Consider the following 13,199-nt stretch of genomic DNA (forward strand, 5'->3'; position numbering starts at 1 on the left):
TAAACTCCCAAGAAACGATTTATTAATAAAATATTAACTAGAGCTTAAAATTATCGAAAATCGTCAAGAAAAACGCCATTACACCGTAAATCGGTATCCCGCACCCCACACTGTTTCAATATACTGTGGATTCGAAGGGTCCGCTTCCAGCTTCTCCCGTATTTTGCGAATATGAACTGTAACCGTTGCGATATCCCCGCTGGAGTCCATCCCCCAGATCCGTTCGAATAGATCATCTTTGCTAAACACCCGATTCGGATGACTCGCTAAAAAGACCAGAACATCGAACTCCCGCGCGGTAAACAAAACCTCCTGATTACGTACAAACACCCTTCGGGAATTTTTATCGATATGAACTCCACGGATTTGAATCTCATGCTTCTCCATTGGCTCTAGCTTACTGAGCATGCGTTCATATCTTGTTAGGTGCGCCTTAGCTCTTGCCACTAATTCACTTGGACTAAAGGGCTTCGTAATATAATCATCCGCTCCGAGATTAAACGCCCGAAGCTTATCGATCTCCTCTTTTTTCGCAGATACGATAAAGATCGGCACTTCCTTAGCCTCCCTAATACGGCGGCATAATTCAAAGCCATCGATGCCAGGTAACTGCAAATCTACGATAATAAGATTGTAATCCCCTTCAAGAGCCTGCCCAAGCCCCTCAGAACCTGTATGACATATATCCACGGCAAAACCATTCAGCTCAAAATAATCTTTTTCCAATTGTGCTATCGTTGCCTCATCTTCAATAATCAGAATCCGTGTCATGCGAATGAAATCCTCCTTCGTCGGTCGTTCGCTTTAAAGTAAAGAACAGGCTTGATCCCACACCTGGTTCACTTTCCATCCATATCGATCCACCATGCCCTTCAATAATCTGACGAGCGATCGCAAGACCAAGTCCACTACCGCCTGTCGATAGGTTCCGAGAAGGTTCTGCACGATAAAACCGTTCAAAGATATGTGGAAGAGCTTCAGTATCAATACCCATTCCATTATCCTTCACTTCTACAGTCACCCACTCACTATCCACTTGTAGAGAAAAACGGATTAAAGGACTCGACTTGTCCATATATTTCAGCGCATTTCCAATTACGTTCAGTAATACCCGTTTTAATTTATCCAAATCTGCTATAACCTCAATACGTTCGGAATTATTGTCGTCTAGCTGAAAAGAAACTCCTTTATTTTCGTTATGGTAGCGCATCTCTTCGATACAATCCTCAAGGAATGCAATAATATCCACTGCTTCGAACGAAAATGGGACCTGATTCAAATCCAGCTTGGAATATAGGAACAATTCATCAACCAATTTATCCATTCCAATGGTTTTGTTATAAATAATGTCGACGTACATGTCCATCTTCTCGGGTGTATTGGCGACACCATCTCGTATGCCTTCAATAAACCCTTTAATATTCGTAATCGGAGTACGTAAATCATGTGAAATATTTGAGATTAATTCTTTCCGATTCTCCTCATATTGCAGACGAAGGTTCACTGACTCTTGTAACCTCTGTCTCATCGTCTCAAACGCTTTATTTAACTCCCCAATCTCATCTTTGGATTGCAGGTTAAGTTCAAATTGAAGGTCACCCTCTTGAATTCGTTCTGCGGAATCCCTTAACTTGTTCAGTGGCTTAATAACACTTCGTGTAATCCAGCGATATAATAGCACATTCGCAACCACAAGAACGCCAATTAATATCAATGAAAAGATCGGTAGCAGCCTCCGTGTGAGTTCCGCAAAAGGACTATGCTCTTTGATGACGAAAACACTGCCTTTCGCCCCATCCGAATATTTAAAGTCAAATTTGGCATAGCCATAAAATCTTTCTTTAATATTAAACGTGTTACGAATCTGATAGTTATTGAGATCGTAAGGAGGTAAAGCATCCTTTAATTCAGGTTGATTGAAGGTGCGTGATTCAAACACAGGGTCATTCACTCGCCTTACAAATAGTCCCGCTTTCTCTGTCTTTAGCTTAAAATCATATTCCAGTAACAAATCCTTGTTCTGCAATTCATCCGGGTCATGCTTGGCTAAATACTTTAATTCTAAAAAAATCGACTCTTCTTGCTCCGACAACGGATTTAATTGATAGTGCACTTTATAAAAATCCCGAAGACTATGAATATCTCCAGTTGATGCAATTGTAAATAAAGCTGCCGTCATTACGATGATAAGTAAACTAACGACTAGCATTCCCGTATAAGATAACAGTAATTTTATCCGAATCGACACGACAGTTCCCCTCTCACTAGCATTGGATCCGCTAAATAGTCATCTCCGTATTTTAGTGAAATACTATCACATGGGGAGAGCGTTTGCTAACAGAAAAAAACTTCTACCAACACTTCGGCAGAAGTTTTTATAGAACTTAATTTACGCGAGATCATCAAATGCTATATAGATTGATCTGATGATTTTCCTATTTCGGGTTGGCCGTGACTCCAGAGAATGTTTAGACTACCAGCACTTTTCCCTTTTTTGAATATTTTCAAGTTCAATCTATATGGGTACGTTTTCCAGTGATGAGAATACTTTATCGAAGCCTGCTTTAGAACGAGAAAATAATTCAGATGAACTTTGCGCGGAAGCTGGCGCCAGAACTTCTTGGGCGATCACACCGGTATACCCGATCTTTTTCAGGCTTCCCAAGAATCCTGTGAGATCAATAGAACCTTCTCCTGGATACAATCGATCGAAATCTAACAATTCCTCTATCGGTAGAGGCTTAGCATCATTGATATGGACATACGCAATTTGATGCGGTTGTAATTTCAGCAGATCCTCACTCGTTAATCCATTCGTATACCAATGGTAAGAATCCAATAACAATCCGATATTTCTTACTTGAATCGTCTCCATCCAGCTCAACGTATCTTGCATCGTCCAGATCAGTGGATTTGCCCATTGTGTACGTAAGTGATGAGGGCCTACGAACTCTAATGCTAATGTAATTCCATAAGCGCCTAATATTTCCGCGCATAGTCTTAAACGTCTTGTGGCTGCAATCATAAAAGGTGCGACCGGAAGATCTGTCGAAGGTAAAATATATGTACAACATGTCGTACAATTTAATGCAGCAGCGGCCTCAGCCATTTGAGTAAGCGATTTCAACCCTTCCCTAAAGCTTTCCTCTGTTGTGCGCCAATCTACCACTAAACCAAATGATCCTAACCTGATGCCATGGCTTTCTAGCAATTGAACAGCCCCATCCTTACCATACTGCTGCACTAACTCCAATGGATTTGCGTCTATCGACTGAAAGCCGAATTGGCTCGCAAGTCTGATATATTCTTCATTAGAACCCATCTCACCCAGACCTGCTGTTGTTAATCCTCTTATCATCGTCGTTCTCCCCCTTATGACCAATCTAACAGTTCGTCATTTCTAGTCTAGCGCATCGTGCACTCGAATAAAACCATCTCTAGTCCCCTTTAACAAATTCTACGATCTAATTGCAATAATGTTTTTTGTCAAAAATTAAGATGGGGTAGGAGGCTTATGGGGGGACGACAAGCCCTTCCTTTCATTTTCGTTCAAAGATCCTTATACTTGCTTGGAGAAGCATTTCAAGGGAGATTGAACAGTATGGACATAAAAAAATTGCAATACTTTATCGCAGTAGCAGAGGAACTGCATTTTAACCGTGCAGCAGAGAAGCTAAATATGACGCAGCCTCCCTTAAGCCAGCAAATTCAAGCTCTGGAGAATGAGATTGGTGTGAAACTATTAGAACGGAACAAAAGACAAGTTCGTCTAACGCCAGCGGGGGCGGTATTTCTAGAGGAGGCTAAATCCATTCTATCTCAACTGGAACGCTCTATTAAAACAACACAATTAGTCGATAAAGGAATTATCGGACATTTGAACATTGGATTTATAGATTCTGCTGCTGGTGGAGTATTGGTTGATATGTTAAAAATGTTTCGGGAACGTTATCCACAAGTACAACTCACATTACATGAGATGACGTCTGCTCAGCAGTGGCAGGCTTTACATGAAGGAACGATTCACATTGGATTTGTACGTTATACAGAGCCCAGCAAACATATCGAGCATCGTCCCATAGTCAATGAATCGCTTATTGCCGTTTTTCCAGAGCAGCATCACCTAGCTCATTTACCGGTGTTATCCATTCGCTCTTTAGCTTTAGAGCCATTTATATCGTTCCCACGTCATTTAGGAGCTCCTTTTCATGACCTCATTATGAGCTTCTGCGCCCAACACGACATGTATCCGAATGTTGTACAGGAAGCCATTCAGATGTACACCATTGTAAACTTGGTAGCTGCTAATCTTGGAGTTTCCATTGTGCCCTCATCAGTTGCTATTTTTCAGCGCGAAGGTGTCGTATTTCGTCCCTTTGAAGAAAGCACACCATCGATTCCCCTTTATGCCGCTTGGAGAACCGATTCCGATCGTGCCTCCTTATCCGCGTTACTAGAGATCATAGGACAAATGAGTTCAGAAGTTATTAATGGTGAATGATTTAATATTCAGCCCGTTTTTCTAGGATCACGTTCAACGAGTCCTTCTAGCACCCTATCGATTTGCATCATAACTTCCCTATCCAGACGAACTCCCGCAGCTTTGGCATTTTCTATTACTTGCTCAGGCTTGGATGCCCCAATAATTGCAGATGAGACTTGTGGATTTTGCAACACCCATGCTATAGCCAATTGCGGAAGCGTCAACCCAACTTCGCTGGCGATGGTAGAGAGATTCGAGATCGCCTCAAGCACCTCAGTCCGAAGCCATTGACCCGCCAATTTATTCATAAAAGGTGAGCCCGCAGCTGTTGAAGCACGAGAACCCTCTGGCAATGGTTGCCCTGGCATATATTTGCCTGAAAGAATCCCTTGAGCAAGCGGTGACCAGACCACCTGTCCAATCCCTTCCCGCTCACAAGCTTGAACTACCTCCGTCTCCATTACGCGCCATAACATCGAATATTGAGGTTGACTAGCCACCAATGGCACCTTCAATTCCCTCGCCAAAACAGCACCTTCTGCTATCTGATCCACCGTCCACTCACTTATCCCGACATAGAGAACCTTACCTTGACGCACCAGATCCGAAAAAGCCAAGAAGGTCTCTTCAAGGGATACTGTTGCGTCAAAGCGATGCGCATAATAGATATCAATATAATCGGTCTGTAATCTGTTCAGTGAAGCATGGCACGCCTCCATAATATGCTTGCGAGACAGACCTCTTGCGTTACGTCCCGTCCCTGTGGGATGGCACACCTTGGTACACAATTCGATATCAGCTCTGTGCACTCCTTTTAATGCTTGGCCCAGCACCATCTCAGCTTTCGTATCGGAATATACATCTGCAGTATCAAATGTTGTGATCCCTACATCCAATGCAGCGTGAACACAAGCATGGGCAGTATCATTGTCCACTTGAGAACCATGTGTAATCCAATTACCATAAGCAATCTCACTTAGATGTAAGCCACTCGTTCCTAATTTGCGATAGTTCATTTTATACCCTCCTTTAGATAACATTCTGATTGTAACAAAGAGATATTAATACGAGAAATACTCTTTAATATGTACTTTAATTCAAAAAAGATATTACTGAGATACTTAAAGATAATAAAAAACGCCCTTTAGGCGTTTTTTTCGGTAAATATTCTGTTTCGAAACTCTAACTTCGCCAATACTACGGTGAGTATTAACCTCCAAGCCTTGTTACCGCACCACAACTAACAGTACAATAATTCCGAGCCAAAACAGCCAGCTTACTGGGTGACCGAAATTTAATCCCCAGCCGACTCCGAGCCTTTTCTTGACGATTAGGTTTGGATCTTTACGATTGAAATAAATCATACCTAATCGCCATTTATCATCATCATGGACAGGTCTGACATTGGAGCCATCGGCAGATCGCTCCAAGCGGCTTTCGCCCTGACCAGCCCAGAACGTTAAGGCCAAGGCGTATAGGATAATAAGGGCTATTATGATTAGGATAATAGGGATAGCGAAATTCATGTTAAGCAGAGATATCATGTTTAGTTGCACGACAGAAAACAGGATAACCATTAAGAAGCTTGCTGTAAGCATAAAATATGACCAAGTACGGCGGTAAGTTGCGTCTTGTCTGATGGAACGGTTAGGATCATTGGGTTGAACCTGCTGCTTTACTCTGCGAATACTCCAATTCTCAAATATGAACAAAAGTGTTAAGAACACTTGCATTATCGTAGGCATAAACACAGAACTAAAAGATTTAGCTGCATAGCGGTCTACGTTCCAACTGCTGTTGTAATGGATCGGAATCTGATCAGGAATCAGATCGTAGTTGCGTAGCACAGTTACAATACTAACAACAGTAATTAAAACATGAATGAGGAACCAATTATTAGACAAGCCAATGTTTCTTTTCCGAAATCCAGTGTCCACTGCCATGATCGATGGTTCCAGAGCAATAGGCAGCATAGGTAGTAAACTTTTCATTTTGAAATGATAGCTAATGTTTATGACTAGGGAGATTCCGACCATGGCGAGTGAATAAGTGACAATGATCCAACTTTGTTGCTTGGAATGTTCATCACCGTATAGTAGACAGATGATACAAACAATGAATAAGATGGTATGCAAGGTAGCACTAATCCTAGCATATGACTTCCGTATCTGGCGCAGAGGCTCACTATGGAATTGTACAGGGCTGACGGTGACCCCAAAACTAATCGTCTCTCTTGTTAAATAAGGCATGCTTACCATGAGTACAATGGCAGGTACAAATACAAAGATCATTACTATAACAGGCATTATCGTCATATCATTCGCCTCCTCTTATACATAAGTGTGTATTTGAAAATTCTATACCCTTATAGCATAGGCGATTCATCACTATGCCTTTTTGCGTATGATTATCCTATTAACTTAGGATAGGTAATCGACTTGAACATAAATTTTATTATAATCGATTTTAGTGACTATAGGGGTGAAATTAACAATTTATCCAGTTTTTCCGCTACACAGAGCTACTCATCTGACAACTGAATTATGGCAAGTACATCTGTTTGAAATTCTATGTAGGTAAAGGACAGGTTTTCATTATCCCAATTTTTTTCGATGCATAGCCACGAAACGATAGACAGGATTTCGGATTAATGCTCCTATTTTATAACCTTGGATAAAAGATAATCTTCGGATAACCTCTCTTTGAGCATCTCAAAAAAATAATGATTTTCTGATTGATCTTCTGCAATTCCGGATCACTTGGCTTAATTAACTCATTCAAATTCTCCCGCTACGAGAATGGAAATCTGGATGTTCCGAGCGCTGTTTTAATTACGCTAGCTAATTTCCATAAAGTAAGCATCGACTATATTTTAGGTCAGACCGATAACCATAAACGCTATCCCAGCAAAAAATAATAATCCGCAGCATAAACAAGCTCCTGTGATAATCACAGGAGCTTGTTTACGTTTAGGTTAAAGCTTAAATAATTATTTCAATGCTACAAACAAATCAATCTCATTGTCTAGACTTTTTGGTTTATATCTTTCATCCCAGATTTCAAAATCATAATCCTTTGGTTCATTTCCAGTTTCTCTAATCCATTGGCCATATAAATAGTCATATGATTGACTAAGTTCCGATTCAAGTCCCTGATGTGTGTAAGTAACATACTTACTCTCACCGACAGCATGACCTATCATATCTAACGGAACATCACCTTGTTTACTTACTTCATAACAAAGAATATGTGTAAACCTATCCAGCTGAGGATTAAAATCGGAATTCATAGGATAAATCTGCATTAAAATCACATTCTCATTTTTCTTGTTTTGAATTTCGTCTTTTCTTTAATATCTACTTCAATTTTGTAGCCTACAACATGAAAAGGGGCTAATGATATTATTTTAGCTTCCAGAAAATCTCCTCCATTCAATGAGTAGGCTTATCACAACATTAATCATACAAGATTTCAATCATTTTTCTTGTCTTCGCTAGCTGCTCCACAGTAAAATCATGCTGAGCAGAAGCATATGCGCTAAAGACAATATCGAGCACAAATAATTGAGCAAATCTAGAGCTTGTTGCCGCACTACGAAGCTGTGCTTCCGGCGCACGTGATGTAAATAAAGAAACATCAGCAAGCTGAGAAAGCTTGTTATTTCCAGGACGAGTGAGGCTAATTGTTTTTATTCCCTGTTCCTTAGCTCGTTTTATTAATTGAATAACCTCTCTCGTTTCACCGCTATACGAAATACCCCAGAAGACGGCGTTTTCTGATTTCGTAGCCATCGCCGCGGCTAATAAATGACGATCTGAAATCGCATATACATTTTTGCCTAGCCGAAGCCATTTTTGTGCTGCATCTTCTGCAATAATGAAAGAGGCTCCTATCCCATAAACATAAATAACTTCTGCCTGTTGTAACAGGCTTACTGCCTGCTCAATAGATTGTGCGTCCAGTTGACTGGCCGTATTCTGAAAAGTCAGTATTGTGTTCGACAACATTTTATCGATGATAGAATGCACCGTTTCATTCGATTCAACATCAAAATAGCCAACATGCGGCGTGTTTTCTACTTCCGCAGATAAACGGATTTTCAGTGCAGGGAAACCATCTATTCCTAGCGACCTGCAAAAACGAACAACCGCCGCACTGCTTGCCTCCGCTTTCGTTGCTAAATCATGTATGGTCATATGCATCACTTCTTTAGCATTTGCAAGAATGTATTCGGCTACTTTTTTTTCCGATTCTGGCAGTTCATTTAGTACTAGTTCAATTTGAGAAATCATACTTCCTACTACCAAGTCCTTATCTCCTCTACTTAATCTATTTTCCTTATTGTAACAAAATAGAGGGGAGTATTCATTAAGTAGCAGTTGCAAAGGAAAAACGGCTTCCCCCTTTTCTAACGTAGTCCAATAAAGGAATGTCTTCTTCTATTACATGACCAATCACATTAACGCCTTCATGTGCCGGCAGATCCGTTAATGTGATCTGTAACTCATGTTCATAGCGGCCATACAAATAATTATCGACCGTAATCGTTCCTTTAGGTCGCTTGGTCGTATGCATAGGAGAGATATTTTTTGTCATTACAAAACGTGCTTCATCTGTTCGTGCAGTTTCAGAGCGAACCACATCACGAGCAGCGTCAAGGCGGTTTTGATGAACAATATCCCATAAGGCATAAGGCAGTTCTTTGGTTACCCGCAAAGGAATAATGCCTTCTTCATAGCTTTGAAATTGATGCCGAGACCATGCTGAAATTGTTAAATCTCCAACGAAAATTTTGTCCACGGCACAATCCTTCTCTAATTCCAAGTATGCCAGAAAAGAAGATTGATTCCGATGCTTCTCTAATGTAGGCAAGCTTTCAAATAATGGTTTTCTCTTCAGCCCATCTCCAGGAATAAAGGCCATTGTAGTAATCCCTTCAGACTTCAGCCATTTGTTCTTCTCTATAAATGCTTCTTTATCAAGGCCTGTTTCCGGGCGGGGATAATAATTATGCCAAGCTTCAATGTTCTCCAGACAGATATGATGTTCTTTTAATGTTGCTAAGAACTTTGGCGTTAAAGTGCTAGCGTTTAAGGCAATTTTCATTTTATGTGAAAAGGCAGCAATTTCAGAGGCACTAAATCCAAAATCCATCCGCAAACCTGTAACTCCAGATTCTAATAAAAAGGGGGAAGAAAATTTTTCCAATGTTTTCCCCGAAATATCTGCTATCAATTCCATTTTTAATTGTTTGGCAGCGTTTGCGATTTCCAGCAATTTCTCCTTCAGTAGTTCTATATCATCTTCTGGCATATGAAGAGATGTGAATATTTCTGTACAACCTGCTTCCTTCATTTCTTTCATATAATTCAGGTTTTCTTCTAACGTCCGATCCGCTACAAAAATTGAAATCCCCAGCATTCGAATCACCTCAGTATTTCTGATCAGTTATTCCTGTTCTGCCATAGCCTCTTTTGGTGTACCGAATAAATAAGTAGCTATAAATCCACCAGCGTAAGCTGCAAGTAACCCTATTACATATTTCAACCATAATCCATTCGCAATCAATGGAATTAACGCGACGCCAGACGGCCCAATAGCGATCGCTCCAACGTTACCAAATAATCCAATGACCGCACCACCAATACCTCCACCAATACAAGCTGTAATGAAAGGACGACCTAACGGTAAAGTAACCCCATAAATCAATGGCTCGCCAATTCCCAGAATACCAACCGGAAGCGCACCTTTAATCATGTTTGTTAATGATTTATTCTTCTTGCAACGAATCCATAAGGCAATGGATGCCCCTACTTGACCCGCACCAGCCATAGCAAGCATCGGAAGTAATAGCGTCATCCCTGAACTATTGATCATCTCAATATGAATCGGCGTCAATACCTGATGCAGCCCTAACATAACAAGTGGTAAAAATGCTGTCCCTAATACAAAACCAGAGAATGCACCACCAACTTCTATCGTCCAGTTAATCGCTCCGATTAAGTTATTAGAAATAAATCCAGCGAATGGCATGATGAAAAATATCGTAATCAGCCCCACGACTAGTAAGGCTATTGTAGGTGTAACGATAATATCAACGGCATCCGGAATCACTTTACGCAAATATCTTTCAACGATAGATAGAATCCATACTGCGATTAGGACACCAATAACCCCACCTTGCCCTGGTGTTAAAGGTGCGCCCGTAAATATATTATGAATGGGCAGTTCAGCTGTAACCCCTGTTAAAAGCGTTATCCCACCGATCACTCCACCAAGTGCAGGAGTAGCTCCAAATTCTTTAGCTGCATTAATGCCGACATAAATCACTAAGTAACTAAAAATCGCATTTTTAATTACATTTAATATCGTTACATATTGCTGCCAAGTTGTGGCGTCTAAGTTACCTGCTGTAATATTGTTCGCTAGAATCGAGCCGATACCCGCAATTAAACCAGCTCCAACGAATGCAGGAATTAGGGGTATGAAAATATTTCCTATTTTTCGCAAAAAGTTTTTGAACGGTGTATCATTTTTCTTTTTTAATTGCGCTTTCATTTCAGCGCCTTTTGCTTGTAATTGTTCAGCCGAAGCAGAACTTTTGCCCTCTGAGGTACTTCCTTCTAACACTTTTCCAAATTCTTCAGCTACTTTGGTCACGACCCCTGGTCCGAGAATGATTTGATACGTTTCATCATCCACTACACCTAGAACCCCATCGATCTTCTTCAATTCCGCTTCAGCGATTCGACTGCGATCAACAACAGTTACACGAAGACGAGTCATGCAATGGGTATATTCGGATACATTTGAACTGCCACCAATAGCCCCTAATATTTTGACCGCTAAATCATGATATTTACTCATATTTATGCCCCCTTCTTACTTTCGCATTATTTTATCGCTTGACGTACAAACCCTTGTGATTCCTCCAAACGTTGTACAGCTTCTTCTTTAGAAAGCCCGGCAAGAAGCATCACAATTGCAATTTTCGGTTTATGATCTGCCTTTTTCAAATAATCTTCTGCTGTTTCAGCATCACAATCTGTCGCATCCATAACAATACGTTTAGCACGTTCTACAAGCTTTTCATTAGTTAACTGTACATCTACCATTAAATTTCCATATACTTTACCCGTGCCAATCATCGAAGCTGTGGAAAGCATATTGCAAATTAATTTTTGAGAGCTCCCAGCTTTTAAACGTGTTGAGCCAGTTAACACTTCCGGTCCGTTCACGACTTCAATCGCAATCTTGGCAACTTTACCAATCGCTGAATCTTTGTTGCAGCTCACGGCTACAGTAGGCGTTCCAATAGAATTGGCATATTCTAATCCACCGATAACATAAGGTGTGCGTCCACTAGCGGCAATTCCTACAACAACATCTTTGGCTGTTAGCTTTATATCTTGTAAATCTTGCACTCCTAATTGTTCATTGTCCTCTGCACCTTCGACCGCTTTAATAAACGCTCTCTCTCCTCCAGCAATTAGTCCAACTACCTCTTCAGGTGCTGTCCCAAAGGTTGGTGGACATTCAACAGCATCTAGCAAGCCGATACGTCCACTCGTTCCAGCTCCCATGTAAATTAAGCGTCCGCCTTGTTTGATCGCCGTTGTAATTACTTCTACGGCTTTGGCAATTTGCGGAATTTCTTGTTTAACAGCATGTGCAACCTTCTGATCTTCTTCATTCATCACTTCCAGAAGTTCAAGAGGTGTTAATTCATCCAGGTTCATTGTCTTCTTATTGCGAGTCTCGGTTGTCAAATGTTCTAACATGATTTTCATCATCATCCTTTTCCGTTAATGAAATCGCTTTCTAAATGAAGAATATCATCTTTGAAATATTATTTCAATATAATTTTTATTCCATTAAAATAAAATGTCGAAATATTAGAACTATCTCTACACAAAAAAACGTCCTCATCTCAATTACCAGAGAGGCATTTTTTTTTGCGAAAGAATTAAAGTACTTTATAATGTAGATAATGTTGTGTTATGGAGGGAAACAAATGGCAAGTCATAAATGGGTATTAATCATAGACGATGAAGATGATTTAGCTCGTCTGATGAAGGCAGTTTTACATAAAGAAGGTATTGCAGACGTTGTCACTGCAGGGACAGTTGCAGAGGGCTGGGACAAGTTTCAGGAGTATAATCCTGAACTTATCTTGCTAGATATTATGCTACCAGATGGAGAAGGATATGACTTATGCAGAAAAATTCGGGAAACCTCAAATGCACCGATCTTGTTTATGTCTGCAAAGGATGAGGAAATTAATAAGCTGTTAGGACTGGCGATAGGTGGCGATGATTATATTACTAAACCATTCAGTCCAAAAGAAGTCGCTTATCGGGTAAAGGCACAATTGAGAAGGGCTGGCTTTACAGAGGAAAAAAAGGCTCCGAAAAGTTTGCAAGCTGGCCCCTTTGAGCTTAGTGCCAATGAGACAGAATTAAAAAAGAATGGCGAACCCCTTGTGCTTACCGCCAAAGAAGTCGGTTTAATGAGCTGTTTCATGCATCATCCGAATCAGATCATAAGCAAAGAAACCTTGTTTGAACAGGTATGGGGTGAAGATTTTTTTGGTTCCGATAATACAGTGATGGTACATATTCGGCGCTTACGCGAAAAAATTGAGGCAGACCCTTCAAAGCCCGCCTATATATTAACGGTTAAAGGGTTAGGTTATAAATTACATACCAAGGGGTGA

At 40.6% G+C, this 13,199-nt stretch carries 12 protein-coding genes and 1 pseudogene; 3 read left to right on the forward strand and 10 right to left on the reverse strand.

Features of this window, described 5'->3' with window-relative positions:
* Positions 1-78 precede the first annotated feature (78 nt).
* The 3 genes from QNH28_RS18690 to QNH28_RS18700 form a co-directional block, all read right to left on the reverse strand.
* Positions 79-771, reverse strand: coding sequence for a response regulator transcription factor (locus QNH28_RS18690; protein ID WP_283908005.1), 693 nt, complete (start codon positions 769-771; stop codon positions 79-81).
* Positions 749-2,248, reverse strand: a complete 1,500-nt coding sequence (locus QNH28_RS18695; RefSeq protein WP_283908006.1) for a sensor histidine kinase — start codon at positions 2,246-2,248, stop codon at positions 749-751. Before QNH28_RS18695 ends, QNH28_RS18690 begins: the two co-directional genes overlap by 23 nt.
* A 267-nt stretch (positions 2,249-2,515) precedes the next feature.
* Complete coding sequence (locus QNH28_RS18700; RefSeq protein ID WP_283908007.1) at positions 2,516-3,358, reverse strand: sugar phosphate isomerase/epimerase family protein; 843 nt, start codon at positions 3,356-3,358, stop codon at positions 2,516-2,518.
* A 243-nt stretch (positions 3,359-3,601) separates the two neighbouring features.
* On the opposite strand from QNH28_RS18700, the gene QNH28_RS18705 reads away from it, so the two are divergent.
* A complete protein-coding gene (locus QNH28_RS18705) occupies positions 3,602-4,501 on the forward strand; it encodes a LysR family transcriptional regulator (RefSeq protein ID WP_283908008.1) in 900 nt (299 codons plus the stop codon).
* Positions 4,502-4,509: 8 nt separating this feature from the next.
* Here the strand turns inward: QNH28_RS18705 and QNH28_RS18710 are convergent, their stop codons facing one another.
* The gene (locus tag QNH28_RS18710; protein ID WP_283908009.1) at positions 4,510-5,499 is read right to left on the reverse strand and encodes an aldo/keto reductase family protein; all 990 of its coding nucleotides are present in this window, start codon (positions 5,497-5,499) and stop codon (positions 4,510-4,512) included.
* 210 nt (positions 5,500-5,709) lie between these two features.
* Positions 5,710-6,798: a DUF1648 domain-containing protein gene (locus tag QNH28_RS18715; protein WP_283908010.1), complete on the reverse strand. Its 1,089-nt coding sequence runs from the start codon at positions 6,796-6,798 to the stop codon at positions 5,710-5,712.
* 467 nt (positions 6,799-7,265) lie between these two features.
* Here QNH28_RS18715 and QNH28_RS18720 point away from each other — a divergent pair.
* Positions 7,266-7,400: pseudogene (locus tag QNH28_RS18720) on the forward strand (helix-turn-helix domain-containing protein); the annotation flags it as partial.
* A gap of 72 nt (positions 7,401-7,472) precedes the next feature.
* Here the strand turns inward: QNH28_RS18720 and QNH28_RS18725 are convergent.
* The 5 genes from QNH28_RS18725 to murQ all read right to left on the reverse strand — a co-directional run bounded on the left by QNH28_RS18725 (position 7,473) and on the right by murQ (position 12,264).
* Positions 7,473-7,772: a GyrI-like domain-containing protein gene (locus QNH28_RS18725; RefSeq protein WP_283908011.1), complete on the reverse strand. Its 300-nt coding sequence runs from the start codon at positions 7,770-7,772 to the stop codon at positions 7,473-7,475.
* 166 nt (positions 7,773-7,938) lie between these two features.
* Positions 7,939-8,775, reverse strand: a complete 837-nt coding sequence (locus QNH28_RS18730) for a MurR/RpiR family transcriptional regulator (protein ID WP_481858398.1) — start codon at positions 8,773-8,775, stop codon at positions 7,939-7,941.
* Positions 8,776-8,851: 76 nt separating this feature from the next.
* Positions 8,852-9,904 carry a DUF871 domain-containing protein gene (locus QNH28_RS18735; protein ID WP_283908013.1) on the reverse strand — a complete coding sequence of 351 codons (1,053 nt, stop codon included), beginning with the start codon at positions 9,902-9,904 and terminating at the stop codon, positions 8,852-8,854.
* A 27-nt stretch (positions 9,905-9,931) separates the two neighbouring features.
* Positions 9,932-11,350 carry a PTS transporter subunit EIIC gene (locus QNH28_RS18740; protein ID WP_283908014.1) on the reverse strand — a complete coding sequence of 473 codons (1,419 nt, stop codon included), beginning with the start codon at positions 11,348-11,350 and terminating at the stop codon, positions 9,932-9,934.
* A gap of 26 nt (positions 11,351-11,376) precedes the next feature.
* Positions 11,377-12,264: an N-acetylmuramic acid 6-phosphate etherase gene (gene murQ, locus QNH28_RS18745; protein WP_283908015.1), complete on the reverse strand. Its 888-nt coding sequence runs from the start codon at positions 12,262-12,264 to the stop codon at positions 11,377-11,379.
* A 233-nt stretch (positions 12,265-12,497) separates the two neighbouring features.
* On the opposite strand from murQ, the gene QNH28_RS18750 reads away from it, so the two are divergent.
* Positions 12,498-13,199: a response regulator transcription factor gene (locus tag QNH28_RS18750; RefSeq protein WP_283908016.1), complete on the forward strand. Its 702-nt coding sequence runs from the start codon at positions 12,498-12,500 to the stop codon at positions 13,197-13,199.

This window comes from Paenibacillus sp. G2S3, from assembly GCF_030123105.1.
Taxonomy (GTDB): Bacteria; Bacillota; Bacilli; order Paenibacillales; family Paenibacillaceae; genus Paenibacillus_AQ.